A 26,537-nucleotide genomic window follows, 5' to 3' on the forward strand; every position below is an offset into this window, starting at 1 on the left:
GGCGGCGGCCTCGGCCGTGTCCCCAGGGGTCACCGACGCGCCGCCTCCGCGCTGCGCCTGGCGCGCAGCTCAGCCCACCGGCGTGGCGTGGCGCGGCGCCACCGGGCGGACGGCCCGCGCTGCCGCCGTCTCCCCACAGCCGCTGCAGGCGGCCGCCTCGGCCTCGCCCAGCAGCCCGCGCTGCGCCGCAATCACCACCGCGTGGGTTCGCGAGGCGGCCTGCAGCTTGTCCATGACGGCGCGGACATGCACCTTCACCGTGCCCAGCGCCACGCCCAACTGCCGCGCGATGTCCTTGTTGGCCAGCCCCTGCGCCAGCAGCTGCAGCACTTCGGCCTCGCGGCCGGTCAGCGGCTGACGGCCCAGGCTGTCGGCCAGGCATTCGAGCGCCGCGGGACACAGGTGACGCGCACCGCCGGCCAGGGCCCGCACGGCAGCGGCGATCTCCTCGGCCGTGCAGCCCTGCTGCAGGTAGCCCTGCACGCCGGACTGCAGCGCGCAGCGCACCTCGCGCTCGCGGCACACCGGCGCGAACACCAGGAAGCGCGGCGCCGCGCGGGTGGCCGGGCCGCCCTCCGCGCGCGCCTCCAGCCGCGCCAGCGCATGCCCGGCGAGCGCGCCACGCAGGTCCGTCACCACCACCTCGGCGCCGGCTGCCGTGCCCGGCGCCAGCAGCGCCACTTCGGGCAGCGGCCGCAGCAGCGCGCGCAGCCCGGCCTCGATCACCGGGTCCCCGTGCAGCACGGCCACGCTGACGCGGAACGGCAAGGGCAAGGGCAAGGACGTGGGCATGAGCATGGCGAAGCTCCCGGCGCTGCGGCAAGCGCCAGCCTGACCGCGCCGCGCGTCCGGCGCTTGTCCACGCCGGTGGCCGTGCATGTCAGCGGACACATGTCTGCATCGCCGTGTTGCAACGCCGCTCACGGCGTTTGCGCGACCGCAGTCCGGCCCGGCGCGCGGCGCCCGCACCGCCGGCCGTCTACCTCTTTCGGCCGAGGTGCCGCTACGCCCCCGGGCAGCCGGCGGGCCTGGCCCTGAGCGCAATGGCCGCCGCGCGGGCCGCTGCCTAGATTCGTGGCAGCGGCCATGACGCCATTGCCGGCGCGCGGCCAGTCAAGTCACGGAATCAACCCGCAGGGGCACGCGCATGACAGGAGATGGACGGCCGCAGCGCTGGCGAACAGGGTGGACGGCATTGGGCGCGGTGCCGGCGCTGGCCGCGCTGCTGGCCGGCTGCGCCGGCGAGGCCGAGTCGCAGCAGGCGCCGCCACCCCCGCCGCAGGTGTCGGTGGCCCCGGCCTTCCAGCGCGAGGTGCAGGAGTTCGAGGAATTCACCGCGCGGCTGGAGGCGCCCGACACGGTCGAGGTCCGCGCCCGCGTCGCCGGTGCGCTGGATCGGGTGCATTTCACCGAGGGACAGCGCGTGGCCAAGGGCGACCTGCTCTTCACCATCGACCCGCGGCCCTTTGCCGCCGAGGTGGCGCGCGCCGAGGCGCAGCTGACCGCGGCGCGCACCCAGGCCGAGCTGGCCGCCAGCGAGCTCGCGCGTGCGGAAAAGCTCACCGCGATCCAGGGCGTGAGCCAGCAGGAGATCGACCAGCTGCGCGCCACGCAGCGCAATGCGCGCTCCTCCATCCAGGGCGCCGAGGCCGCACTGACGCAGGCGCGGCTGAATCTGGAGTTCACGCAGGTGCGCGCGCCGGTGGCCGGGCGCACCTCGCGCGCGCTGCTCACGCCGGGCAACCTCGTGGGCGCCGGCACGCCGGTGCTGACCACGCTGGTGTCGCAGGAGCGCGTGTACGCGTACTTCGACGCCAGCGAGGACACCTACCTGAAATACCTGCGCCTGGTGCGTGCCGGCACGCTGGCCTCGCCACGCAGCACGCCGGCCACGGCCTGGATGGGGCTGGCCGACGAGGACGGCTTCCCGCACCAGGGCAAGGTGGACTTCGTGGACAACCGCCTCAATCCGGCCACGGCCTCCATCCGCGGCCGGGCCGTGTTCGACAACCGCGACGGCCGCTTCACGCCCGGACTCTTCGCCCGCGTCAAGGTCGTGGGCAGCGGCCGCTACACCGCCACGCTGGTGGCCGACCGCGCCATCGGCACCGACCAGACGCGCAAGGTCGTGTTCGTGGTCGGCGCGGACAACGTGGTGCAGCCGCGCGAAGTCAAACCCGGCGTGCTGCTCGACGGCATGCGCGTGGTGCAGGGCGTCAAGCCCGGCGAGCTCGTGGTCGTGGACGGCCTGCAGCGCGCCCAGCCCGGCGCGCCGGTGAGCCCGCAACGGCTGCAGGTGGACGACAAGGGCTTGCCGATCCCGGCCGCCGCGCCCGCCGCCTCCGGCCCCGCGCGCTGAGCCAGCGCCGACAGCAAGAGGCCGCCGCGCATGGACATCTCGCGCTACTTCATCGACCGACCGCGCCTGGCCACGGTGCTGTCGCTGTTCATCTTCCTGGTGGGGCTGCTGGCCATCTTCCAGCTGCCCATCTCCGAGTACCCCGAGGTCGCGCCGCCGCAGGTGGTGGTGCGCGCGCAGTTTCCCGGGGCCAACCCGCGCGTCATCTCCGAAACCGTGGCCACGCCGCTGGAGGAACAGATCAGCGGGCTCGAGGGCATGCTCTATTACGAGAGCCAGGCCACCGCCGACGGCACCATGGTGCTGACGGTGACGTTTCGCATCGGCACCAATCCGGAGGCGGCCGAGACCGCGGTGCAGAACCGCGTCAACCGCGCGCTGCCGCGGCTGCCCGAGGTCGTGCGCCAGATCGGCGTGACCACCGAGAAGCAGTCGCCCAACCTGACCATGGTCGTGCACATGGTCAGCCCGGACGACAGCCGCGACTCGCTCTACCTGCGCAACTACGCGCACCAGCAGGTGCGCGACGAGCTGCTGCGCATTCCCGGCATGGGCACGGTGATCCTGTTCGGCAGCGGCGACTACGCCATGCGGCTGTGGCTGGACCCGCAGCGCCTGGCCGGGCGCGACCTGACCGCCGGCGACGTGGTCAACGCCGTGCGCGAGCAGAACACGCAGGTGGCCGCCGGCGTGGTGGGCGCGCCGCCCACGCCGCGCGGCACCGACTTCCAGCTCGCGGTGAACACGCAGGGGCGGCTGGTCAGCGAGCAGGAGTTTGCCGACATCATCGTCCGCACCGACCCGGCCACCGGCGCCGTGGTGCGTGTGCGCGACGTCGGGCGCGTCGAGATCAGCGCCAACACCTATTCATTGCGCAGCCTGCTCAACAACAAGGAGGCCGCGGCCATCGGCATCTTCCAGGCGCCGGGCTCGAACGCGCTGGCCATCTCGGACAACGTGCGCACGACCATGGAGCGCTTGAAGCGCGACTTCCCGCCGGGCATGGACTACGCCATCGTTTACGACCCCACGCGCTTCGTCGCCACCTCGATCTCTAAGGTGGTCGAGACCCTCTTCGAGGCGGTGCTGCTGGTGGTGCTGGTCGTGGTGCTGTTCCTGCAGACCTGGCGCGCCTCGATCATCCCGCTGCTGGCGGTGCCGGTGTCGGTGGTGGGCACGTTTGCCGCGCTGCTGGCCATCGGCTACTCCATCAACACGCTCACGCTGTTCGGGCTGGTGCTGGCCATCGGCATCGTGGTGGACGACGCGATCGTGGTGGTCGAGAACGTCGAGCGCAACCTGGAGAACGGCCTGACGCCGCACGCCGCCACGGTGCAGGCCATGCGCGAGGTCAGCGGCCCGATCGTGGCCATCGCGCTGGTGCTGTGCGCCGTGTTCATCCCGCTCACCTTCGTGCCCGGACTGTCGGGGCAGTTCTACAAGCAGTTCGCCGCGACGATCGCCATCTCCACGGTGATCTCGGCCTTCAATTCGCTCACGCTCTCGCCGGCCCTGTCGGCGCTGCTGCTGCGCCCGCACGACGCGCCCAAGGACGCGCTCACGCGCGGCATGGACCGGGTGCTGGGCCGCTTCTTCCACTGGTTCAACGGCTTCTTCCACCGCCGCAGCGAGGCCTACGGCCGCGGCGTGCGCGGCATCCTGCGGCGCAAGTCGCTGGCGCTGCTGGTGTACGCGGGGCTGCTGGGGCTCACGGCGCTGGTGTTTACGCGCATTCCCAGCGGCTTCGTGCCGGCGCCGGACAAGCAGTACCTCATCGGCATCGCGCAGCTGCCCGCGGCAGCCTCGCTGGACCGCACCGACGCCGTGATCCGGCAGATGAGCGACATCGCGCTCAAGGTGCCCGGCATCGTGGACGCGGTGGCGTTCCCGGGCCTGTCCATCGCCGGCTTCTCCAACGCGCCCAACGAGGGCATCGTCTTCTTCGGGCTGGCCGACTTCGAGAAGCGCAAGTCCGCGGACCTGTCCAAGGACGCGATCCTGGGCCGCGTCAACGGCGAGCTGCAGCAGATCCAGGGCGCGCGCATGTTCGTGGTGCCGCCGCCGGCGGTGGAGGGCCTGGGCAACGCCGGCGGCTTCAAGGTGCAGGTGCAGGACCGCTCCGGCCAGGGCGAGCAGGCGCTGTTCGGTGCGGTGTGGGGCACGCTGGGCCAGGTCTACGGCAACCCGAAGTCGGCGATCGGCACGCCGTTCTCGACCTACGACATCAACGTGCCGCAGCTCTTCGCCAACGTGGACCGCACCAAGGCCAAGCAGATGGGCGTGGCCCTGGGCGACATCTACGACACGCTGCAGGTCAGCCTGGGCTCGCTCTACGTCAACGACTTCAACCGCTTCGGCAAGACCTACCAGGTGATCGTGCAGGCCGATGCCCCCTTCCGCGCCGAGGCCCAGGCCATCACCGCGCTCAAGACCCGCAACGCCGCCGGCGAGATGGTGCCGCTCGGGGCGCTGATGAAGGTGCAAGACACCTTCGGCCCCACGCGCGTGACGCGCTACAACGGCTTCCCGTCCGCCGACATCAACGGCGCGGCGAACCCGGGCTTCTCCAGCGGCGAGGCCGAGGCCGAGATCGAGCAGCTGCTGGCGCAACTGCCGCGCGGCATGGGCTACCAGTGGACCGAGCTGTCGCAGCAGGACCGGCTCACGCGCGACGTGGCGCTGCCGGGCACCAGCCTGCGCATCCCGACGCTGGCGGCGGTGCTGCTGCTGTCGGTGGTGCTGGTGATCCTGGTGCTGGCCGCGCAGTACGAGAGCTGGAGCCTGCCGCTGGCCATCGTGCTGATCGTGCCGATGTGCATCCTGGCGGCGCTGGGCGGCGTGTGGCTGTCGAGCTTCCCGCCCTTCGGCCAGGTCGGCGACCTCAACATCTTCACGCAGGTGGCGCTGGTGGTGCTGGTGGGGCTGGCGTGCAAGAACGCGATCCTGATCGTCGAGTTCGCCAAGGACCTGGAGGAGCAGGGCCGCCCCATGCTCGAAGCCGTGGTCGAGGCCTGTCACCGGCGGCTGCGCCCGATCCTGATGACCTCCATCGCCTTCTGCGCCGGCGTGGTCCCGCTGATCCTGGGCTCCGGCGCCGGCAGCGAGATGCGCCGTGCCATGGGCATCGCCGTGTTCTCCGGCATGGTGGGCGTGACGCTCTTCGGCATCTTCCTGACGCCGGTGTTCTACGCGCTGCTGCGCAAGAGCACCGAGAAGCGCCGCGCGCACGCGGCCGAGATGCGCGCCGAGATCGACCGCTGCGCCCATCCCTTCCACCCCGGCGTGGACGACGCGGACACGCCGCCGGCCGCCAAGGGAGCGCCGCGATGACGCGCGCCGCCCTCCCGCTTGCAGTCCCGGCCCTGGCCCTGGCGCTGCTGCTCGCCGGCTGCGCCTCGGGTCCGCCCCCGGAATCCGCGCTGCCGCCGCTGCCCGGGACTTTCGCGAACCAGCCCGGTGACGCCGTGCCGGGCGAGCCCGCGGCGACGTTCTGGCGCGGCTTCCAGGACCCGCAGCTCGACGCGCTGGTCGAGCGCGCGCTGCAGGCCAACTTCGACGTGCGCCTGGCCGTGGCGCGTCTGCGCGAGGCGCGCGCGCTGGCGCGGCTGGCCGACGCCAACCGCCTGCCGCAGATCGACGCCACGGCCGGCGTGTCCCGGATCCGTGACTTCAACGGCCCCGACAACCAGCTGGTGTCCGGACAGACCTTCTACGGCGTGGGCCTGGACGTGCGCTGGGAGATCGACCTGTTCGGGCGCCTCTCCGGCGAGCGCCGCGCCGCGCTGGCCACCGTGCAGGCCGGCGAGGCCGACGCGCAGGCGCTGCGCCTGAGCGTCAGCGCCGAGGTGGCGCGCAACTACTTCGAGCTGCGCGGGCTGCAGGAGCGGCTGCGCGTGTCGCAAGCGGCGCTGGAGACGCAACAGGCGGTGCTGCGCCTGGTGCAGGCGCGCCAGGACGTGGGCCGCGGCACGGGGCTGGACACCGAGCGCGCCCGCGCCCTGGTGCAGACCACGGCCGCGGGCGTGCCGGCGCTGGAGACGGCGCTGGTGCGCACGCGGCTGCGGCTGGCCGTGCTGTGCGGCCTGGCGCCCACGGCGCTGGACGCGGAGCTGCAGGCGCAGCGCCCACTGCCCGGGCTGGAGGCGGTGGCGCTGGGCGGCATCGGCTCGCCGGAGAGCCTGCTGCGCCGCCGCCCCGACGTGCGCGCCGCCGAGCTCGACGTGGCCGCCGCCGCGGCGCGCGTGGGCGTGGCGCAGGCGGCCCTCTTTCCGCGCGTGACGCTGGGCGGCACCCTGGGGCACAACGCCTCGCGCATCGGCGACCTGGGCGACGGCAGCACCTATGTCTACAACCTGGGCGCCTCGCTGCTGTGGACGCTGCTGGACTTCGGCCGGCTGCGCGCGCAGGTGGCCGCCGCCGACGCGCGCAGCGAGCAGGCGCTGCGCGCCTACGAGGCCACGGTGCTGGGCGCGCTGGAGGAAACCGAGGGCGCGCTCGCCGGCTACTCGCGCAGCCAGCAGCAGGCGCAACTGCTGTTCGACGCGGCGCGCGCCGCCGAGGCCGCTTCCACCATCGCGCGCGCCCGCTTCGAGGCCGGCTCGAGCGACTTCCTGGCCGTGCTCGACGCCGAGCGCGAGCAACTGGCCGCGCGCGACCGGCTGGCGCAGTCGCAGGCCGGCGCGGCCACGGCGCTGGTGGCGGTGTTCAAGGCGCTGGCCGGGGGCTGGGGACCGGGCGACGTGTCGGCGGCTTCGTCCGCGGCCATGCCCGTGCCGGCAACCGCCGCTCGCTAGCGGCCACGGCGCCTGGGAGACGACGCCATGGCCCTGCCCCGCGCGTTGCCGGCCAGCAGTGCGGTTGCCGAGCGCACCGGGTTACGCCGCCACCGCCTCCACCGCCGCATTGAAGCGGTAGCCCGAGCCGCGCTCGGTGACGATCAGGCGCGGGCGGGCCGGGTCGGCCTCGATGCGCCGGCGCAGCCGGCCCACCTGCACGTCGATGGCGCGGTCGAAGACCTCGGCATCGTGCAGCCGCGACAGCGCCAGCAGTTGCTCGCGGCCGAGCACGCGCTGCGGCGCGCTCAGGAAGGCGATGAGCAGGTTGAGCTCGCCGTTGCGCAGCGCGACCTCCTCGCCCTGCGGATTGGCCAGGCGGCGCCGGCGCAGGTCCAGCTCCCAGCCGGCGAAGCGGTAGGCGCGCAGCTGCGACACGGCTTCGGCCACGCCCTCGTGCATGCGCGTGCGCCGCAGCAGCGCGCGGATGCGCGCCAGCAGCTCGCGCGGCGAGAAGGGTTTCGTGAGGTAGTCGTCGGCGCCGAGCTCCAGGCCCATGACGCGGTCGGCCTCGTCGAGCCGGCCGGTGAGGATGATGATCGGGATGCGGGAGCGCTCCTCGCGCAGCCCGCGCGCGAGTGCCAGCCCGTCCTCGCCGGGCAGGCGCAGGTCCAGCAGCACCAGGTCCACGGCCGAGCGCGCCAGCACTTCGCGCATCTCCTGGCCGCTGCGCACGGCGCTGACGCGGAAGTCGAAGTCGCCCAGGTAGTGGCTGACGAGCTGGCGCACCGACGGGTCGTCATCGACGGCCAGCACGTGGCCGGCGATGGCCGTGGGAATGTCCTGCAGGTCCTGCATGGGTGCGTCCTTCCAGCGCGCGCCGCGACGAGGGCCGACTGTAGCCAGCGCGGCCGCGGCCCGTCGCCGGACCCGGGACAAGCCCTGATGACGGTGCAGGCGTGTTTCGGGACCTTTCCAATGGACGCAATTCCCGGCCGATGCCACCCATCGTGAACCGTTCCCTGCGCATCGCCCTGATCGAGAGCGACGACCTGATGCGGGCGCTGGCGCTGCGCTGGCTGGCCGAAGCGGGCCACGAGGTGCGGGCGGTGAGTCCCTGCGGCGGCGAGGCGATGCCGGGCTTCGACCTGGTGGTGGCCAACGTGCCCAGCCCGCGCGGCGCCGAGGAGCTGCTGTGCCGGCTGCGCTCGCTGTACGCGGCGCCGGTGCTGCTGGTGTCGGCGCGGCTGCAGCGCGGCCAGTGCTGCTCGGCGACGCTGCCGTGCCAGCTGGGCGTGCGCGCGGTGCTGTCCAAGCCGTTCACGCGGCGCGAGCTGCTGGCGGCGGTGGCGCGGGCGCTGGCGGCTGCGGACCGCCTCGCCGGCGACGGACGCTGAAACGGGCCGTGGCGCCGGCGCCGCGCGGCATCAGCCCTGCGACTTGTCCCGCCGCGCGCGCGGCCGGGCCGAGGCAGGCGGGGGGCTGGGTGCAGGTGCGGATGCGGGCGCAACGTCGGCGACCTCGCCGCTGCGCGGCAGGTACACCGTGAACGTGCTGCCCGCGCCGGGCTCGGTGGCCACGTCCACCGCGCCGCCCAGCTCCGTGACGATGCCCAGCACCAGCGACAGGCCCAGCCCGGTGCCGGTGCCGACTTCCTTGGTGGTGAAGAAGGGGTCGAAGATGCGCGCGCGCACCTGCGGCGCGATGCCGGTGCCGGTGTCCGAGACCGTCAGCACCAGGTACTCGCCCGGCTCGATGGCACCGGTGGCGGCCAGGCGGGCCGCGGGCAGCGTCACCACTTCCAGCGCCACGCGCAGCGTGCCGCCCCGGGGCATGGCCTGCACCGCGTTGGTGGCCAGGTTCATCACCACCTGGTGCACCTGCGTCGGGTCGCCCAGCAGCGCGGCGTGGCCGGCATTCAGCGCGGTTTCCACGCGCACCAGCGGCGGCAGGCTGCCGGCCAGCAGCGCCAGCGCCTCGCGCACCTCGCCTTCCACGTGCACCGGCAGCCGCTCGGCCACGCCGCTGCGGCTGAACTCCAGGATGCGCTCGACCAGCGCGCGCCCGCGCTCGCCGGCGGTGACGATGCACTCCAGGTCGCGCCGCAGCCGGCTGCCGGCGCGGGTGTTGCGCAGCGCGGACTCGCCGAAGCCCAGGATCGCGCCCAGGATGTTGTTGAAGTCGTGCGCGATGCCGCCGGCCAGTAGGCCCACGGCCTCCACGCGCTGCGCCTGCTGGCGCGCCGCGGCGGCACGGCGGCGCGAGCCGTCCTGCTCCAGCAGTTGCGCCAGCAGCCGCGCGAGCAGCTGCGTGGCGCCGTCCGGGCCCGCGCGGGCCACGGCCTGGGCCGCGAGCAGCCCGCTCAGCGAATCCGCACCGGCGCCGGGCGGTGCCGCGGCGGCCTGCTCGAACATGGCCGCCAGGTCCAGCGGCAGCAGCGCCGCGGCGTCCTGCGGCGAGCCCGGTCGAGGCTCACGCTTCATGCCCGCTTCGGAATGTCCAGCCCCCGCACCACCGCCGGCCGCGAAACGAAACTCTCCAGCACGCGCGTGACCTCCGGGAAGCGCTGGATCTCGACCAGCTCGCCCGCGCCGTAGAAGCCGACCAGGTTGCGCACCCAGGGGAAGGTTGCGATGTCCACGATCGAGTAGTCGTCGCCCATGATCCAGGCACGGCCCTGCAGGCGCTGGTCGAGCACGCCGAGCAGCCGCTTCGACTCGGCGACGTAGCGCTGCAGCGGGCGCTTGTCATCGATCTCCTTGCCGGCGAACTTGTGGAAGTAGCCGAGCTGCCCGAACATCGGGCCGATGCCGCTCATCTGGAACATCAGCCACTGGATGGCTTCAAAGCGCGCGGCGGCGTCGGTGGGCAGCAGCGCGCCGGCCTTGTCGGCGAGGTAGAGCAGGATGGCGCCGGACTCGAACAGTGCCAGCGGCGCGCCGCCCGGCCCGTTCGGGTCGATGATGGCCGGGATCTTGTTGTTCGGATTGAGCGCCAGGAACTCCGGCGCCATCTGCTCCTGCCGCTCGAAGCTGACCAAGTGCGGCTCGTAGGGCAGGCCGGTCTCCTCCAGCAGGATCGACACCTTCACGCCGTTGGGCGTGGGCAGCGAGTAGAGCTGGATGCGGTCCGGGAACCGCGGCGGGCGCTGGCGGGCGATCGGGAAGCGGGACAGGTCGGTGGTCATGGCTGCGGACCGTCAAGCGTGGAAGACGCCCGAATTTCTCACGGAAGCGCGCAACCCGCGTTGACCCCGGGCCGGCCCGGGAAGGTTCCCCAAGGCACATGCCTTGCCAGGGCTGTCGCTTCACGGCCGTCCGCCCGGACGGCTTCGACGACGACCCATGAGCAGGATGTTTTTCAATGTGCGGCATTGCAGGTGAACTTCGCTTCGACGACACGGTCGCCGACGTGCGCGCCGTGTTGGCGATGACGGAGGCGCAATCGCGCCGCGGCCCGGACAGCGAGGGGGTGTTCGCCATCGGCCCGCGCTGCTTCGGCCACAGGCGGCTGAGCATCATGGACCTGAGCCGGCGCGCGCATCAGCCCTTCGTGGACAACGCGCTCGGCCTGGGCGTGGTTTTCAACGGCGCGATCTACAACCACCACGCCCTGCGCGAGGAGCTCGCGGCGCAGGGCTACGCCTTCTCCTCCACGGGCGACACCGAGGTCATCCTCAAGGCCTGGCATGCCTGGGGGCCGCGCGCGCTGGAGCGCTTCCACGGCATGTTCGCCTTCGCGCTGTGGGAGCGCGACAGCGGCATGACGTACCTCGCGCGCGACCGGCTGGGCATCAAGCCGCTGTACTACACGCTCGATGGAGAGCGGCTGCGCTTCGCCTCCGCGCTGCCGGCGCTGCTGGCCGCGGGCGGCGTCGATACCGGCATCGACCCGGTGGCGCTGCACCACTACCTGAGCTTCCACGCCGTGGTGCCGGCGCCGCACACCATGCTGCGCGGCGTGCGCAAGCTCCCGCCCGGGCACTGGATGGCAGTGCACCCCGACGGCCGCTGCGAGCAGCAGCCGTGGTGGCGGCTGGACTTCACACGCACGGCCGAGGACGAGGGCCGCTCTTTCGGCGAGTGGCAGGAGATGGTGCTGCGCGCGCTGCGCCGCGCCGTGGAGCGGCGCCTGGTGGCCGACGTGCCGGTGGGCGTGCTGCTGTCGGGCGGGCTCGATTCGAGCCTCATCACCGGGCTGCTGGCCGAGGCCGGCACGCGCGACCTGCGCACCTACTCCATCGGCTTCGAGGCGGTGGACCGCGAGCCCGGCGACGAGTTCAAGTACTCGGACCTCATCGCGCGCCACTACGGCACGGTGCACGAGAAGATCCTCGTGCCGGGCCATGAGCTGCTGCGCAGCCTGCCCGACGCCATCGAGGCCATGGCCGAGCCGATGGTCAGCCACGACTGCGTGGCCTTCTACCTGCTGTCGCAGGCGGTGTCGCGCCACAGCCGCGTGGTGCAAAGCGGCCAGGGGGCCGACGAGGTCTTCGGCGGCTACCACTGGTACCCGCCGCTGGCGCAACTGCCCGATGCCGACCGCAGCGTGGACGCCTACCGCCAGGTCTTCTTCGACCGCGACCATGCCGAGATGGGCACGCTGCTGCAGCCGCAGTGGGTCACCGAGGACCACAGCCTGCGCTTCGTCAGCCGGCACTTCGCGCAGCCCGGGGCTGAGAGCGCCATCGACCGCGCGCTGCGCCTGGACACCACGGTCATGCTGGTGGACGACCCGGTCAAGCGCGTGGACAACATGACCATGGCCTTCGGGCTGGAGGCGCGGGTGCCCTTCCTCGACCACGAGCTGGTGGAGCTGGCCGCGCGCATCCCGGCGCGGCACAAGGTGGCCGAGGGCGGCAAGCACGTGCTCAAGGAGGCGGCGCGCGCCGTCATCCCGGCCGCGGTCATCGACCGGCCCAAGGGCTACTTCCCGGTGCCCGCGCTGAAGTACTTGCGCGGCGACTTCCTGGAGTTCGTGCGCGGCACGCTGGACAGCGAGGCCGCGCGCCGGCGCGGGCTGTTCCGCCCCGAGGCCCTGGCGCGCATGTTCGAGGCACCGGACAGCCACATCACCCGCCTGGGCGGCTCCAAGCTGTGGCAGGCCGCGCTGCTGGAGGCCTGGCTGCAAGGCCACGGCCTGTGACGCCGGCCAACGCTCTCACCAATCAATCCAAAAGGGGAAACACCATGACGCAGTTGCAGTCTCAACCTGAATCGCAGATGCCCGCCACGCCGGCGGCGCTGTACTCGATGCACCTGCCGCACCCGGACGCCGACGGGCCCGCGCCCGTCAACGCCTGGGTGGACTGCGGCTGGGGCCGGCTGCTGTTCGCGCCCTCCTTCGAGTCGCCGGCGGTGCTGGCGCGCGCGCTGCGCGAGGAGGCGCCCGACCGGCGCGACATCGCGCTCTACGTCGAGTCGCCGCAGCTGGTGCTGGCCGATGCGCCCAACGAGCTGTTCCTGGACCCTTCCCTGCTGATGCGCCGGCGCTTGCAGCCGCAGGAGGCGATGGAAGGGCCGCCGCCCAACGTGGCGGTGCGGCCGCTGGCCACGCGCGCCGACATCGGCGCCATCAACCGGCTCTACCGGCTGCGCGGCATGCTGCCGCTGGACCCGGCCGTGGCCTGGGCGCGCCAGCGCGAGGCCGCCTTCACGTACCTGGTGGCCGAGGACGACCGCACCGGCGAGGTGGTGGGCGCCGTGCTGGGGCTGGACCATGCGCTGGCCTTCGGCGACGCCAGCGGCGGCTGCAGCCTGTGGGCGCTGGCGGTCGATCCGCAGACGCGGCTGCGCGGCGTGGGCCAGGCGCTGGTGCGCCACCTGATTGCGCACTTCGCGCTGCGCGGGCGGCGCTTCCTGGACCTGTCGGTGCTGCACGACAACGCCCAGGCCATCGCGCTGTACGAGCGGCTGGGCTTCGAGCGGGCGCAGGGCTTCCTGGTCAAGAACAAGAACGCCATCAACCAGCGGCTGTTCGAAGGCAGCAACTCCGACGTGGCGGGCCTGAACATTTACGCCCGGCTGATCGTGGACGAGGCGCGGCGCCGCGGCGTGGCCGTGGACGTGCTCGACGCCCCGGCGGGCATCTTCAAGCTGCGCCACTTCGGCAACGAGATCCTGTGCCGCGAGTCGCTCACCGACCTCACCGGCGGCGTGGCGATGACCTGGTGCCAGGACAAGCAGCTCACCCTGCGGCGCCTGGCCAGCGTGGGCCTGCGCGTGCCGGCGCAGCAGCCCGCGGGCGAGCCTGAGGCCAACGCCGCGTTCCTGCGCGCGCACGGCTCGGTGGTGGTCAAGCCGGCAATGGGCGAGCAGGGCAAGGGCATCAGCGTGGACATCCGCGACGAGGCGGCGCTGGAGCAGGCCGTGGCACGCGCGGCGCAGGAGGGCGGCCCGGTGGTGCTGGAGCAGTTCTGCGAGGGGCAGGACCTGCGCATCGTCGTCATCGGTTACCGCACGGTGGCTGCGGCCATCCGCCGCCCGGCCGAGGTGGTGGGCGACGGCAGCTCCACGCTGCGCGAGCTCATCGAGCGCCACAGCGCGCGCCGCGCCGCGGCCACCAGCGGCGAGAGCCGCATCCCGATGGACGCCGAGACCGAGCGCTGCCTGGCGCTGCAGGGCCTGGACTGGGACAGCGTGCCGCCTGACGGGCAGACGGTGCAGGTGCGCAAGTCGGCCAACCTGCACACCGGTGGCACCATCCACGACGTGACGGCGCAGTTGCACCCGCAACTGCGCGAGGCGGCCGAGGCCGCGGCGCGGGCGCTGCGCATCCCGGTGGTGGGACTGGACTTCCTGGTGCCGTCGCCGGACCAGGCCGAGCACGTGATCATCGAGGCCAACGAGCGCCCGGGCCTGGCCAACCATGAGCCGCAGCCCACCGTGGAGCGCTTCGTGGACCTGCTGTTCCCGGAGACGGCGCGGTGAGCGAGGCGCTGCAGCCCCAAGCGCAGCCGCCGCAGCCGCGCCTGCTGCCCGTCGATGCGACGCAGCTGATCGCGACGCTGCTGGAGCTGCTGGCGATCCCGAGCCCGGCCGGGCTGACCGACGAGATCGTGCACTACATGGGCGCGCGGCTGGATGCGCTGGGCATCCCCTACGAGCTCACGCGCCGCGGCACCATCCGCGCCACGGTGCGGCGCACGCTGCCCGAGCGCCGGCGCAACAGCCCGTCCTGCGCGATCGTGGCGCACCTGGACACGCTGGGCGCGATGGTGCGCGAGGTCAAGGCCAGCGGCCGGCTGGCGCTCGCGCCCATCGGCACCTGGTCCAGCCGCTGGGCCGAGGGCGGGCGCGTGACGGTCTTCACCGAGCAGGCGCGCTACCGGGGCTCGGTGCTGCCGCTGCTGGCCTCAGGCCACGTCTACAACGAGGCCATCGACAGCCAGCCCATCAGCTGGGACCAGCTGGAGCTGCGCGTGGACGAGCGCGTCGCATCCGCCGAGGACGTGGCGCGGCTGGGCATCCAGGTCGGCGACTTCGTGGCCTTCGACGCGCAGCCCGAGGTGCTGGACAACGGCTACATCGTCTCGCGCTTCCTCGACGACAAGGCCGGCGTGGCGGCGCTGCTGTGCGCGCTCGAAACCGTGGTGAAGTCCGGCGTGCCGGTGCCCATGGACTGCCACGCGGTGTTCACGCTGACCGAGGAGGTGGGCTCGGGGGCCCGCGCCGTGATCGAGGACGACGTGAGCGAGGTCATCGGCGTGGACGTGGGCCCGATCGCCGCCGGCCAGGGCTCGGACGACCAGGGCGTGACGATCCCGCTGATGGACTCCGCCGGGCCGCACGACTACCACCTGACGCGGCGGCTGCTGGCGCTGTGCGCGCAGCACGGCATTCCCAGCCACCGCGACGTGTTCCGCTTCTACCACTCGGACGCCGGCGCCGCGGTGAGCGCGGGCGCGGACGTGCGCACCGCGCTGCTGTGCTTCGGCACCGACGCCACGCACGGCTACGAGCGCACGCACCTGTCGTCGCTGGTGCACCTGGCGCAACTGCTGGCGCTCTACATCCAGAGCGGCCCGACGCTGCGCGAGGACCGGCAGCGCCGGCTGGAGTCGGTGCAGGACTTCTCCCGCCAGCTCGACGCCGGGCAGCTGGCGCGCAGCGACACCGCGCTGCCCGACCCGGGCGAGCTGCTGGCGCGCGGCGAGCTGGACGAGCCAGACGGGCCGCAGCAGGCCTGAACTTCACCCGCCGGGGCCGGCAGCACCCCATGCAGGACGGCGACGGCAGGCGCAAGTTCAGGATTTTTCGAGGCGTCCCTTCGCAAGATGCGATTCATTGGCAGCGGCACGCGCCCCTACATTGGTCCGCCGCTGCAGCCGGACCCGGCGGCGCCCCACCGCCGCCGCATCGACACGCCTTGGAGCGGCGGCCACCGACACTTCCACGTCAGCAGGGAAAGGGAATCAGCCATGTCGCACCAAGTCTCCACCGTTCGCCGCTATGCAACCAACAGCCCGCAGGCCGCGGCCCGCCTCGTGGCGCTGGCGCTGATTGCCAATGGCGAGATCAAGACCAAGGAGTGGGCCGCGCTCCATTCGCTGCAAGCCCATGAGCGGCTCGGCCTGAGTGACGAGGCCTGGCATGACGTGCTGGACACGCTGTGCATGGATCTGCTGGAGGCCGTGAAGGTCGCGGGCGACTGCCTGGTGGACGGGCCCACGCTGACACGCTGCCTGGCCGAAGTGGACGACCCGGCACTGCAGCGCGAAGTGATGCGGCTCTGCACCGCCGTCATCGAGGCGGACGGCCACGTGGACCCGGGCGAGTCGCTCGTCCTGGCCGAAATGCTGGCGCACTGGGCGTTGCCCGCCCATGAGCAGGCGGGCGTGGAACCCCTGCTCTATGGCCTGGACTTCCAGGTGCAGCCGCGGCGCGTGCCTCTGGTGACGCAATGACACCGGCCTGCTGACGCGCGTCGATCCGGAGCCGCCCCTGGCGGGCGGCCCGGGACACCGGGCGGCTAAGCTGTCGGCTCGCGATATGCGGATGGAACTGCCCGACCATGAAAGCCGCCCGTGTCCTGCTCATTCCCGCCCTGCTCGCGATTGGCGGCGTCATCTTGTGGCAGCAGGTCGGCAAGACACGCTCGTCGAACCAAGCCAGCGAGACACTCGACCCGGCCCGGGTGATCCTGATCCGCACGCCGGGCGGACAGTTGCAGGTCAGCGAAATGCGCAAGGCGGAAGAGGTGACCTGGCGCACGTCCTGGGAATGTCCGATCGCCGATTGCAGCAGGCTCCCGAGAACCGAGTCGCGGGTGAAGGTCACCGCCCATTACGTCTACCGGATTCCGCTCGCCGCCGAATGGAAGCTGCAACTCGACGGCGACCATTACAAGCTGACCCTTCCCGCGCCGCAGTTGCAAACGCCCGTGGCTTTCGACACGGCCACGATGGAAATACTCACTACCGAGAAAAGCCTGTTTTCCCCGGCAGCGGCACCGAACCGTGAAAAGGCGGTGCGCCACCTCGGCCCGGAACTCGCGCAGCGCGGCCGGAGCACCGCCTATCTGGACATGCAAAAGCGCAGTGCGGAGCAGACGGTGCAGGAATTCGCGAGCCAGTGGATGCTGGAACAGGGCAGCCAGCCCCAGCGGCCCATCAGGGTGGAATTCAGGGAAAGCAGCCCGCTGTAGATCCGGACCACCGGTGTTTTCCGCGCGGACCCGCTTGGCTTGATCCGCTTCGCCGGAACGCCCGTCTCGCATGCCGCGGTCCGGTTGAGGGATTCGGCCCTCAAGGCTTTGCGTTCCGGAAGAGCGCCGCTTGACCTTCCCATCATGGAAAGGTTCAGACTCCAGGCATCGAACAAGGAAGCCTGGGCCATGACCGCCATCGCCACCCCACCCCGCCCCGCCGCGGCCACCGCTGCGGCGAGCCGCACCCTGCCCGTCGAGGGCATGACCTGTGCCTCCTGCGTGGCGCGGGTCGAGCGCGCGCTGCAGCGCGTGCCCGGCGTGGCGCAGGCCAGCGTCAACCTGGCCACTGAAACGGCCAGCGTGCAGGCCGACGCGTCGGTGCCGCTGCAGGCGCTGCAGGAGGCGGTGGAGCGCGCGGGCTACGAGGTCCCGCGGCAGTCGCTGTCGCTGCGCGTCGAGGGCATGACCTGCGCCTCCTGCAGCGCCCGCGTGGAACGGGCGCTGCGGCGCGTGCCGGGCGTGCTCGGCGCCGAGGTCAACCTCGCCACCGAGGTCGCCACGGTGAGCGTGGCTGCGCGCGAGGCCGACGCGTCCGCGCTGATCGCGGCCATCGAGAAGGCCGGCTACGGCGCCCGCGCGGCCGATGCGGCCGGAGCCGACGCGGGCGCCGAGGCCGGCGCGCGGCGGCTGCCCGCGTGGTGGCCCGTGGCCGTGGCGGCGGCGCTGTCGCTGCCGCTGGTGCTGCCGATGCTGGGACTGCTGGCAGGCGAGCACTGGATGCTGCCGGGCTGGATGCAGTGGGCCCTGGCCACGCCGGTGCAGTTCTGGCTGGGCGCGCGCTTCTACCGCGCCGGCTGGAAGGCGCTGCGCGCGGGCAGCGGCAACATGGACCTGCTCGTGGCGCTGGGCACCTCGGCCGGCTACGGCCTGAGCGTGTGGCAGCTGCTCAATGCCCATCCCGGCCACGGCACGCCGCACCTGTACTTCGAGGCCTCGGCCGTCGTCATCACGCTGGTGCTGCTGGGCAAGTGGCTGGAGGCGCGCGCCAAGCGCCAGACCACCGAGGCCATCCGCGCGCTCAATGCCTTGCGCCCGGACACCGCGCGCGTGCAGCGCGACGGCCGCGAGCTGGAGCTGCCGCTGGCGCAGGTGCGGCTGGACGACGTGGTCGTGATCCGCCCGGGCGAGCGCATCCCGGTGGACGGGCAGGTGATCGAGGGCACGAGCCAGGTGGACGAATCCCTGATCACCGGCGAGAGCCTGCCCGTGGCGCGCCGCGAGGGTGAGCGCGTCACGGGCGGCGCCGTCAACGGCGAGGGGCTGCTGCGGGTGCGCACCACGGCGCTGGGGGCGGAATCGACGCTGGCGCGCATCATCCGGCTGGTGGAGTCGGCGCAGGCGCGCAAGGCGCCCATCCAGCGCCTGGTGGACCGCGTCAGCGCGGTGTTCGTGCCGGCCGTCATCGCCGTCGCGCTGGCCACGCTGCTGGCCTGGGGTTTGACGAGCAACGACTGGCAGGCCGCGCTGCTCAACGCGGTGGCGGTGCTCGTGATCGCCTGCCCCTGCGCGCTGGGGCTGGCCACGCCCACGGCGCTGATGGCGGGCACGGGCGTGGCGGCGCGCCACGGCATCCTGATCAAGGACGCCGAGGCGCTGGAAGTGGCGCACGCGGTGCGCACCGTGGCCTTCGACAAGACCGGCACGCTGACCGAGGGCAAGCCGGAGCTGGTGGCGCACGAGCCGGCCGAGGGCGACGCCGCGGCGCTGCTGGCGCTCAGCGCCGCGATGCAGGCGCACAGCGAGCACCCGCTGGCCCGGGCCGTCGTGGCCGCGGCCCGGCAGCAGGGCCTGGACGTGCCCGCCGCCGCCCAGGTGCGCGCCGTCGCCGGGCGCGGCGTGGCGGCGAGCGTCGAGGGGCGCGAGCTGCGCCTGGGCAGCGGCCGCTTCATGCAGGAGCTGCGGGTGGACACCGGCGCGCTGACGGCGCGCGCGCAGGCGCTGGCCGGCGAGGGCCGCACCGTGTCGTGGCTGGCAGACGTGAGCGCACCGGAGCGCCCTCGCCTGCTCGGCCTGCTGGCCTTCGGCGACCGGCCCAAGGCCACGGCGGCGGCCGCGGTGCGGGGGCTGCACGCGCTGGGCGTGCGCACCGTGCTGGTCAGTGGCGACAACGCCGGCAGCGCGCAGGCCGCGGCGCGGGCGCTGGGCATCAAGGAAGTGCGCGCCGAGGTGCTGCCCGAGGACAAGGCGCGCATCGTGGGCGAGCTGCAGCAGGGGAATCGGCGCGTGGCGATGGTGGGCGACGGCATCAACGACGCGCCGGCGCTGGCCGCGGCCGACGTGGGCATCGCCATGGGCACGGGCACCGACGTGGCCATGCACGCCGCGGGCATCACGCTCATGCGCGGCAACCCGGCGCTGGTGGCCGACGCGCTCGACATCTCGCGCCGCACCTACGCCAAGATCCGCCAGAACCTGTTCTGGGCTTTCATCTACAACGTGGTGGGCATCCCGCTGGCGGCGCTGGGGCTGCTCAACCCGGTGGTGGCCGGCGCGGCGATGGCCTTCAGCAGCGTCAGCGTGGTGAGCAACGCGCTGCTGCTGCGGCGCTGGAAGGGCACGGCATGAGGCCGGGCAATGGGTTTTCCGGGGAGGTTGCGATGACGGCGGTTGCGGGCGAAACGCCGACCCTGAACATCGGCCAGGCCGCGGCGCGCGCGGGCGTGTCGGCCAAGATGGCGCGGCACTACGAGTCCCTGGGGCTGCTGCCCGAAGTCAGGCGCACCGAGGCCGGCTACCGCCGGTACAGCGAGCGCGAGGTGCACGTGCTGCGCTTCATCCGCCGCGCGCGCGACCTGGGCTTCGGCATGGCCGAGATCGCGGAGCTGCTCAAGCTCTGGCAGGACCGCGGGCGCAGCAGCGCCGCGGTCAAGCGCATCGCGCTGGAACACGTGGCCGACCTGGAGCGGCGCATCGCCGAAATGACGGCCATGAAGCAGACGCTGCAGCACCTGGCCTCGTGCTGCCACGGCGACCAGCGCCCGGACTGCCCGATCCTGGACGACCTGGGGAGGTAGCGGCCGGCAACCGCTTGGGGTGCCGAAGGGCTCAACCGTCCAGCGCGAGCTGCCACGGCGGCCCGACGGCGCCGCGCCGGATCGCCTGCGCGCGCTCGCGCACCGCCTGCCGCTGCGCCGGGTCCAGCCGCTGCAGATGCCGGAGCTGCGGCGCCATGCGTGGGTTGGCGGCCAGCATCGGCTCGTGGCGCATCAGGAAATCCCAGTACAGCGTGGTGAACGGACAGGCCCGCTCGCCCGTGCGCTGCGCGGGGTCGTAGCCGCAGCCCCGGCAGTACGGGCTCATGCGCTGGATGTAGCGGCCGGTGGCGACATAGGGCTTGCTGCCCATGAGGCCGCCGTCGGCGTACTGGCTCATGCCCAGCGTGTTGGGCAGCTCCACCCACTCGACGGCATCGACATAGACCGCCAGATACCAGGCATGCACCTGCCGCGGCTGCACGCCCAGCATCAGCGCGAAGGCGCCGGTGAGCATCAGGCGCTGGATGTGGTGTGCGTAGCCATGATTCAGCGTCTGCGCCAGCGCGTCTCGCAGGCAGGCCATGTCGGTGTCGCCGCTCCAGTACCAGGCGGGCAGATCCTCCTGCGCCTGCAGCGCGTTGGCCTCGGCCAGGCCGGGCATGCGCGTCCAGTAGACGCCGCGCACGTACTCGCGCCAGCCCAGCACCTGGCGCACGAAGCCTTCGACGCTGGCCAGCGGCGCGGCGCCGTCGCGGTACGCGGCCACGGCGGCCGCAACCACCTCGCGCGGATCCAGCAGTTTCAGATTGAGCGCGGCCGAGAGCTGCGCGTGGTAGAGCCAGGGGTCGCCCGGCCACATCGCGTCCTGGAAGCGGCCGAACAGGGGCAGCCGCTGCGTGACGAAGCGCTGCAGCGCCTCCAGCGCCTGCGCGCGGGTTACGGGCCAGGCGAAGGCGTCGAGCCGGCCGGGGTGTGCGGCCAGACGCTGATTGACCAGGGCGATGACTTCATGCGTGACGGCGTCGGGCTCGAAAGCCGGGCCTCGTGGCAACGCGCCAGGGTCGCAGGCGCCGAAGGCCTCGCGGTTGCAGTCGTCGAAATTCCAGCGCCCGCCCTCGGGCTCGTCGCCCCGCATCAGCACGCCGTGGCGCCGGCGCTGCGCGCGGTAGAACGATTCCATGCGCAACGGTCGGCAGCCCCGTGCGAAAGCCGCGAACTCGCGCACGGTGCAGAAGAAGTGCCGGTCCTCGCGGACGTCCAGCGGCAGCCCATGGGCACGCGCCACGCCGCGGAGCGCCTGCAGCACGCGCCAGTCGCCCGGCGCGGTCATCACGAGCCGCCGCGGGCGCAGCCGGGCGATGTCGGTACCCAGCTGCGCGGCCAGGCTGCCGCGGTTGTCCACGGCATCCAGCCGGGTGTAGTGCAGCGGTCGGCCAGCCTCGCGCAAGGCCAGGGTGAAGTGCCGCATCGCGGCCAGGAACATCACCGTGCGCGGCTTGCTCGACCAGACATGCGTCGATTCCTCGGCCACCTCGGCCATCCAGACGGTGTCCTGCGCGGCGTCAAAGCCATCGAAGGCGGCGGCGTCCAGGTCGAGTTGGTCGCCCAGCACCAGGACGAGGTTGCGCAGCTCAGCCACCGGCCGTGCGGCCTTTGCGGCAGGCGTCGGAGCAGTACCTCACTTCGTGCCACGTCCTGGCCCAGCGCCGCCGCCAGGTCATCCAGCGTCCGCAGGCCACGCAGGGCTTGCCGGGCAGTGCGGCCTTGTTGCCGCGATGAGAAGAGGGGTGGACGGGCTTCATGAATTGGGACGCCGGGCGCTTCGGTTCTGGGACGGTGGCCGGCGGGAGCTTCCCGGAGTCTGGCAGGCCCGCGCCGCGCCGGCTGTTCGCCGGCTCGCATACGCGCCGCGTGGCCGCGGCCCGGGCCTGGAGTTGTCCACCGTTGCTGTGGACAACACTGTGACTTAGGGGGCCGTGACACCGATAAGTCGTTGATTTGCCGAGCCGGACAACCGATGCTCAAAAATTGGGCAGTTAGCAGCGGTCACGGAAGCGGGCCTGGCAGCGGTCGAGGTGTCCGCAGCTCCGGCAGGCCGATGGATTCACCGGCGGCTCGGCGTCGTGCAGCTGGCCGCCGCGCAATTGGCGGTAGCGCTGCGTCAGCAGGTCCAGGTCGGCGTCGTCCAGCAGCTCGACCTCGTGCGGCGTGCGCCAGCCGCTGTCCACATCCTCGACCAGCACCCAGGCGCGCGGCGCCACCCGCTCGCCAGTGGCGTCCTCGATGGCCGCCCTCTGCACCGACAGCTCGATGATGTCGGCGTCGTAGACCGCGTTGGCACTGCGCGTCTTGAGCTCCAGCAGCACAATCCGGCCGCCGTGGCGGTAGGCACGGTCCACGCGCGCCACCAGGCGGCGGCGCTGGGAGCGGAAGGTCCGTTCGGCCCAGGCCAGCTCCGCGCCCCAGAGCGCGCGCGGCATCCAGGGCGGCGTGCCGGGCGGGCGGCGCGTGGCGCGGTGCCGCCACCACGCCAGCGCCACGGCCGTGGCCAGCAGCGCCGCGATCAACCATTCGATGCTCAAGGCCGCGCCCCCGTGCGGCGGTCCACGGCGCGGCCGGCGGCATATGCCAGCCGGCGCAGCCCCCGTCGCACCAGCGCCAGCAGCCGCGGCTTGTCCGCGAGCCAGCGGCACAGCGCGGGCGAGAGCCGGTAATAGCAGCCGACGAGCCAGCGCCCGGCGGCAGATCGGCGCAGCACCAGGTCGCGGTAGGCGCGCAGTTGCCGGGTTTCAGGGCCCTCGCCCAGCGCCAGCGTGGCGACGAAGCAGCCGCCCTTGCGGGCACTGTTCTCCACGGTGCGGCGGCTTTCCTCGTAGAAATGCGCGTGGCGCTGGCGCCCGCGCTCACGCGCCGCTTCCTGTTCGGCCGTGTCGCACGGCCCATGGCGGGCATCGAAGGCCACCTGGCGCTCGCAGTAGCCGAGCCGGGCCAGTTCACTGGCGCCGATGTAGCGGTCGCCGTCGTCAGGGTGCATCCAGAAACTTCCTGGTCGTTGCGGGCCGGGCGGAAGGCTGGGGCGGGCCGCGAAAGCATTATCGCGGCCCCCCGGTCGGCGACCGCCAACCCTTGTTTTTATCGAATTCAAGATTCGCTTAAATCTGCTTTTTCCTGACGGTTGGCATTGCAACAATCCCTTCGCCCATCCGTGAACGACCACGGCGCCGGCATGAGCCAGGCTCACGTATTGATTGACGACGCAACGAAGGAGAAACCATGGGACTGTTCGACATGTTCAAGAGCGACTCGGGCGAGGCGATGACGCCGCACAAGGCGCTGGCCACGAGCCTGCTCTACATGATGTCCGCCGACGGCGAGATGGATCACGAGGAGATCGGCCACCTCCTGGCCGTGCTTGGCGGCCAGGACAACGGCAACGGCACCGTGGGTGTCGGCGCCCAGAACCAGGCGCTGCTCGACAGCGCGCTGAAGTACCGCCGCACGCACTCGCTGGACGAGTTCCTGCAGGAAGCCACGCCGCTGCTCACCGACGCGCAGCGCATGTGCATCCTCGTGAACCTGCTCGATTCCTCGTTGGCCGACGGCCAGCCCGAGCGCGAGGAGCAGCAGGTGTTCGGCAAGTTCCTGCAGGCTTTCGGCGTGTCGGAGGTGCGCTTCAAGCCCTTCTTCGAAGTGCTGTTGCTCAAGAACGACCGCACCGTCTTCACGCAGCAGGACCATCCGAAGAATGCCGCCGGCTACCAGGTCAAGCTGAGCCTGCCCGGCTGATCCGGGCCGAGCCCGGCGCGGCGCGCAAGCCCGGCGTCGGGACCGCATGACAATGTCCAGGCATTGCTCGATGCCTTGAAGGACGACGCCATGGTCCCTGCCCGCCCGCCGCAACCGGATTCCGTACCCGATGCGCCGCTGCTGCAGCGCATCGCCCGCTGCTACCCCGAGCTTCCGCTGCCGCCCGATGCCGGCCTGCCCGGCGGGCCGCCGGCGGCGGCCGGGCCGATCGACGTGCCCGCCGGCGTGGTGCTGTTCGAGGAGAGCTCGCCGTGCCAGGGCTTCCCGCTGGTGCTGCAGGGCGAGGTGCGGGTGGCGCGGGGCACGCCGGGCGGGCGCAGCATTGAGCTCTACCGCGTCGGCCCGGGCGACTTCTGCGTGCTGTCGGCGGCGGCGCTGTTCGGCCACGCGCCCATGCCCGGCCATGGCGTCACGGCCACGCCCACGCAGCTGGCGCTGCTGAGCCCGGCGCAGTTCGAGGCCTGGACCGACCACCTGCCCTTTCGCCGCCATGTCTTCGGCCTGTTCGCGCAGCGCCTGGCCGACGTGATGGCGCTGACCGAGGCCGTGGCCTTCCAGCGCCTGGACCAGCGCCTGGCCGCGGCGCTGTTGGGCCACGGCAGCATGGTGGCGGCCACGCACCAGGCGCTGGCCGATGAGCTGGGCACGGTGCGCGAGATCGTGTCGCGGCTGCTGCGCCGCTTCGAGCGCGCGGGCTGGATCGCGCTGGCGCGCGAGCGCATCGAGGTGCTGGATGCGGCGGCGCTGCGCCGCGCTGCTGAGGGGCCGTAACGCCGCGGGCGGCGCTGGGTGACCGCGGTCACAGACGGCGCCGGCGCGCGGCGCGACAGTGCAGCCGTCCGGCAACGACTTGCCGGGTGACTCAAGCAAAGGAGCTGCACATGAAAACCAACGAGGGAACCCTGGACCGCGCACTGCGTGCCGTTGCTGGAGTGGGCCTGCTGGGCGCCACTGCCGCCGGGATGATCGGCCCGTGGGGCTGGATCGGCGTGGTGCCGCTGCTCACCGCCGGCATTGGCTGGTGCCCGCTGTACACGGTGCTGGGCATCAACACCTGCGGGCTCAAGCGCTGAGAGCCGGATCGGGCTTGGCTGCCCCTGCCCGGCCGCCCTGCCCCTGATTCATCCGGCGGGGCGATGGCTCAGGCGTCGATGAGTCCCAGTTGCGCGCCGTCGGCATTGCGCGGCCTGGCCGCGGCCTTCTTCTCGGCGGCCAGCACGTGGTTGCCCAGGGCCAGGCGCAGGCGCTCGCTGTCCTGCACTTCGGCATGGCCGAGCGGTCCCTTGGCGCGACTGAGCTGCCCCTGGAGCACGCGGAACACGCGCGTACGCGTGAAGGCGCTGCGCATTTCGTCCTGGCGCGGCGACGGCCACGCCAGGTACAGCGCGAAGCCGCGCTCGCCGTTCCTGCGGTAGTCGAGCTGCAGTGGGTCCGGAGCGGCGTCAACCGGTGTCGCAGGCGCGGCAGCAGTGGGCGCTCCCAGGGCAGCCGCCGGCGCGGGCGGTGCCGACACCGCCGGGTCGCGCTCGGCCTCGGGCACGGTCCAGCCCTCTTCCAGGGCCTTCATGAACAGCCGCCCCGGCAGGTTGACCTTCTTGCCGCCGCGCTTCATGCGGTGGCGCACGAAGTCGATGGCGGCCTGGATGCGCTCCGGCGTGTACTTGTCCGCGTTCACCGTGATGGCCTGCAGGTCCACCGTGCCGATGCCGAACTCGCCGCGCAGCGTCTGGTAGATGGTCTTGCGGGTCTCGGTCTGGCGCAGCGACTGCACCATCGAGCCCTCCTGCTCGCGGAACAGGAAGCGCAGGTGCGACACCTTCTTCGAGCCTGGGGCGTTCCTGGTTTCGATCTCGACGAAGAGGTCGGACAGTTCGTTGATCTGGCCCACCGCCACCAGCAGCGCGCGGCGGCGGAATTCCGGCCAGGCCTCCATGAACTTCGCATCCGCCGCGCCGGTCCACTTGCGCGCTTCCTCCAAGGTCAGCCACTCCGTGGGCGAGCCGCGGAACGCCACCGACTTGAGCTTCTCGTACAGGCTATGCGCGAACACCGAGGTGAAGGCCGAGGTGGTGCGCAGCGACAGGAAGGTGAAGCCGCGCGGGTCCTTGTGCAGCTTGCGGATGGCCGGGTCGAACTTGAAGTACACCTTGCCGCCGGCCACGCCCACGATGCCCACCAGCGGAATGGAGACGAACTCCGGGCTGAGGCTGCCGTCCGCTCGCTCGCGCCGCACCACCACGCTGGTCTTCTGCGCCTCGCGCAGCGCCTCGTTGAGGTGCTTGTGGTTGCGGCTCTGGTAGTTGAGCAGGAACTTGAAAAGGTCCACGTCGCACTCGAACTCGACGACGTCAAGCGGCGCGTCGCAGGCCAGGTAGTTCATGACGTTGAGCCCGCGGCGCGTGAGCACGCCTACGCCGGACACGTCCACGAAAATGTTGTTCTTCGGAAAGGCCAGATCCTGCGCGGCGTCGGCGATGGTGGCCAGCCGGCCCTTGCGGCCGATGGTCTCCTCGAACAGCTGCAGCGCGTACTGCTCGCCGGCCACATCCCTGCTCAACTTGTTGTTGGACATCGAAGACCGGCTCGTGGTTGAGAAAGGCCTGAAGGCTAGTGCCTATCATGACTGTTCGTCAACCACGACAGTCATGTTTTGCGGCTCCAACGGGCTAGGCGTAGTGCCCGCGGCACAGAAATGGTCAGGATGGTGCCGTCATCGCTTGCGCGATCGACTGCCAGTCCTCCCGCACAGAAATGGTCATGATGGCTGTGGAAAAGGACGAAACAGCAAGCCGTGACAACAGCTTGCGGCGCCCCGCACAAGAATGGTCGGTTTGCACAAGAACAGTCAGCTTGCGACACAGAAATGGTCAGGATGTCGCACAAGAACGGTCAGTTTGGACGTCACAAGAATGGTCA

The 26,537-nt window shown here is 72.1% G+C and carries 23 protein-coding genes; 14 read left to right on the plus strand and 9 right to left on the minus strand.

Going from position 1 to position 26,537, the window contains the following annotated elements; translation table 11 throughout:
• Positions 1–69 precede the first annotated feature (69 nt).
• Complete coding sequence (locus tag FJ694_RS07475; protein WP_232539943.1) at positions 70–798, minus strand: helix-turn-helix transcriptional regulator; 729 nt, start codon at positions 796–798, stop codon at positions 70–72.
• A 349-nt stretch (positions 799–1,147) separates the two neighbouring features.
• Between FJ694_RS07475 and FJ694_RS07480 the strand changes: the two genes are divergently transcribed.
• From FJ694_RS07480 to FJ694_RS07490, 3 genes are read left to right on the plus strand one after another with little or no spacing between them, the layout of a single operon-like run.
• Positions 1,148–2,359 (plus strand): efflux RND transporter periplasmic adaptor subunit, encoded by a 1,212-nt coding sequence (locus FJ694_RS07480; protein ID WP_157265549.1) that lies wholly within the window; start codon positions 1,148–1,150, stop codon positions 2,357–2,359.
• A 30-nt stretch (positions 2,360–2,389) separates the two neighbouring features.
• A complete protein-coding gene (locus FJ694_RS07485) occupies positions 2,390–5,689 on the plus strand; it encodes an efflux RND transporter permease subunit (protein WP_157265552.1) in 3,300 nt (1,099 codons plus the stop codon).
• Positions 5,686–7,152: an efflux transporter outer membrane subunit gene (locus FJ694_RS07490; protein ID WP_157265555.1), complete on the plus strand. Its 1,467-nt coding sequence runs from the start codon at positions 5,686–5,688 to the stop codon at positions 7,150–7,152. The genes FJ694_RS07485 and FJ694_RS07490 overlap by 4 nt, the downstream gene beginning before the upstream one ends.
• Positions 7,153–7,233: 81 nt before the next feature.
• On the opposite strand, the gene FJ694_RS07495 is transcribed toward FJ694_RS07490, so the two are convergent.
• Positions 7,234–7,989 carry a response regulator gene (locus tag FJ694_RS07495; protein ID WP_157265558.1) on the minus strand — a complete coding sequence of 252 codons (756 nt, stop codon included), beginning with the start codon at positions 7,987–7,989 and terminating at the stop codon, positions 7,234–7,236.
• 152 nt (positions 7,990–8,141) lie between these two features.
• Here FJ694_RS07495 and FJ694_RS07500 point away from each other — a divergent pair, with 152 nt between their 5' ends.
• Complete coding sequence (locus tag FJ694_RS07500; RefSeq protein ID WP_157265561.1) at positions 8,142–8,528, plus strand: ANTAR domain-containing protein; 387 nt, start codon at positions 8,142–8,144, stop codon at positions 8,526–8,528.
• Positions 8,529–8,558: 30 nt separating this feature from the next.
• Here FJ694_RS07500 and FJ694_RS07505 read toward each other — a convergent pair whose 3' ends face one another.
• Positions 8,559–9,614, minus strand: coding sequence for a sensor histidine kinase (locus FJ694_RS07505; protein ID WP_157265564.1), 1,056 nt, complete (start codon positions 9,612–9,614; stop codon positions 8,559–8,561).
• Complete coding sequence (locus tag FJ694_RS07510) at positions 9,611–10,318, minus strand: glutathione S-transferase N-terminal domain-containing protein (RefSeq protein WP_157265567.1); 708 nt, start codon at positions 10,316–10,318, stop codon at positions 9,611–9,613. Before FJ694_RS07510 ends, FJ694_RS07505 begins: the two co-directional genes overlap by 4 nt.
• Before the next feature lie 176 nt (positions 10,319–10,494).
• Between FJ694_RS07510 and FJ694_RS07515 the strand changes: the two genes are divergently transcribed.
• The 7 genes from FJ694_RS07515 to cueR all read left to right on the plus strand — a co-directional run bounded on the left by FJ694_RS07515 (position 10,495) and on the right by cueR (position 19,853).
• Positions 10,495–12,276, plus strand: coding sequence for an N-acetylglutaminylglutamine amidotransferase (locus tag FJ694_RS07515; protein WP_157265570.1), 1,782 nt, complete (start codon positions 10,495–10,497; stop codon positions 12,274–12,276).
• A gap of 44 nt (positions 12,277–12,320) precedes the next feature.
• The gene (gene ngg, locus FJ694_RS07520) at positions 12,321–14,060 is read left to right on the plus strand and encodes an N-acetylglutaminylglutamine synthetase (protein WP_232539944.1); all 1,740 of its coding nucleotides are present in this window, start codon (positions 12,321–12,323) and stop codon (positions 14,058–14,060) included.
• The gene (locus tag FJ694_RS07525) at positions 14,057–15,319 is read left to right on the plus strand and encodes an osmoprotectant NAGGN system M42 family peptidase (RefSeq protein ID WP_232539945.1); all 1,263 of its coding nucleotides are present in this window, start codon (positions 14,057–14,059) and stop codon (positions 15,317–15,319) included. Before ngg ends, FJ694_RS07525 begins: the two co-directional genes overlap by 4 nt.
• Before the next feature lie 231 nt (positions 15,320–15,550).
• Positions 15,551–16,036, plus strand: coding sequence for a TerB family tellurite resistance protein (locus tag FJ694_RS07530; RefSeq protein WP_157265573.1), 486 nt, complete (start codon positions 15,551–15,553; stop codon positions 16,034–16,036).
• A 107-nt stretch (positions 16,037–16,143) separates the two neighbouring features.
• Positions 16,144–16,776 (plus strand): hypothetical protein, encoded by a 633-nt coding sequence (locus FJ694_RS07535; protein WP_157265576.1) that lies wholly within the window; start codon positions 16,144–16,146, stop codon positions 16,774–16,776.
• A gap of 189 nt (positions 16,777–16,965) precedes the next feature.
• A complete protein-coding gene (locus tag FJ694_RS07540; protein ID WP_157265581.1) occupies positions 16,966–19,404 on the plus strand; it encodes a heavy metal translocating P-type ATPase in 2,439 nt (812 codons plus the stop codon).
• 32 nt (positions 19,405–19,436) lie between these two features.
• Positions 19,437–19,853: a Cu(I)-responsive transcriptional regulator gene (cueR, locus tag FJ694_RS07545; RefSeq protein WP_198320751.1), complete on the plus strand. Its 417-nt coding sequence runs from the start codon at positions 19,437–19,439 to the stop codon at positions 19,851–19,853.
• A gap of 31 nt (positions 19,854–19,884) precedes the next feature.
• On the opposite strand, the gene FJ694_RS07550 is transcribed toward cueR, so the two are convergent.
• The 4 genes from FJ694_RS07550 to FJ694_RS07565 all read right to left on the minus strand — a co-directional run bounded on the left by FJ694_RS07550 (position 19,885) and on the right by FJ694_RS07565 (position 22,848).
• Positions 19,885–21,453, minus strand: coding sequence for a cryptochrome/photolyase family protein (locus tag FJ694_RS07550; RefSeq protein ID WP_157265584.1), 1,569 nt, complete (start codon positions 21,451–21,453; stop codon positions 19,885–19,887).
• On the minus strand, positions 21,446–21,616 hold the full coding sequence (locus tag FJ694_RS07555; protein ID WP_157265587.1) for a DUF2256 domain-containing protein: 171 nt from the start codon (positions 21,614–21,616) through the stop codon (positions 21,446–21,448). The genes FJ694_RS07550 and FJ694_RS07555 overlap by 8 nt, the downstream gene beginning before the upstream one ends.
• Before the next feature lie 234 nt (positions 21,617–21,850).
• The gene (locus FJ694_RS07560; protein WP_157265590.1) at positions 21,851–22,396 is read right to left on the minus strand and encodes a PD-(D/E)XK nuclease family protein; all 546 of its coding nucleotides are present in this window, start codon (positions 22,394–22,396) and stop codon (positions 21,851–21,853) included.
• Complete coding sequence (locus FJ694_RS07565) at positions 22,393–22,848, minus strand: CFI-box extended C-terminal domain-containing protein (protein ID WP_157265593.1); 456 nt, start codon at positions 22,846–22,848, stop codon at positions 22,393–22,395. Before FJ694_RS07565 ends, FJ694_RS07560 begins: the two co-directional genes overlap by 4 nt.
• Positions 22,849–23,087: 239 nt before the next feature.
• Between FJ694_RS07565 and FJ694_RS07570 the strand changes: the two genes are divergently transcribed.
• The 3 genes from FJ694_RS07570 (at position 23,088) to FJ694_RS07580 (ending at position 24,694) form a co-directional block, all read left to right on the plus strand.
• Positions 23,088–23,600 carry a tellurite resistance TerB family protein gene (locus FJ694_RS07570; protein ID WP_157265596.1) on the plus strand — a complete coding sequence of 171 codons (513 nt, stop codon included), beginning with the start codon at positions 23,088–23,090 and terminating at the stop codon, positions 23,598–23,600.
• A 90-nt stretch (positions 23,601–23,690) separates the two neighbouring features.
• Positions 23,691–24,392: a Crp/Fnr family transcriptional regulator gene (locus FJ694_RS07575; RefSeq protein WP_157265598.1), complete on the plus strand. Its 702-nt coding sequence runs from the start codon at positions 23,691–23,693 to the stop codon at positions 24,390–24,392.
• A gap of 110 nt (positions 24,393–24,502) precedes the next feature.
• The gene (locus FJ694_RS07580) at positions 24,503–24,694 is read left to right on the plus strand and encodes a YgaP family membrane protein (protein ID WP_157265601.1); all 192 of its coding nucleotides are present in this window, start codon (positions 24,503–24,505) and stop codon (positions 24,692–24,694) included.
• Positions 24,695–24,762: 68 nt separating this feature from the next.
• On the opposite strand, the gene FJ694_RS07585 is transcribed toward FJ694_RS07580, so the two are convergent.
• On the minus strand, positions 24,763–26,193 hold the full coding sequence (locus FJ694_RS07585) for a replication initiation protein (RefSeq protein ID WP_157265604.1): 1,431 nt from the start codon (positions 26,191–26,193) through the stop codon (positions 24,763–24,765).
• Positions 26,194–26,537: the final 344 nt, after the last annotated feature.

The organism is Azohydromonas aeria, from assembly GCF_009760915.1.
Classification (GTDB): domain Bacteria; phylum Pseudomonadota; class Gammaproteobacteria; order Burkholderiales; family Burkholderiaceae_C; genus Azohydromonas; species Azohydromonas aeria.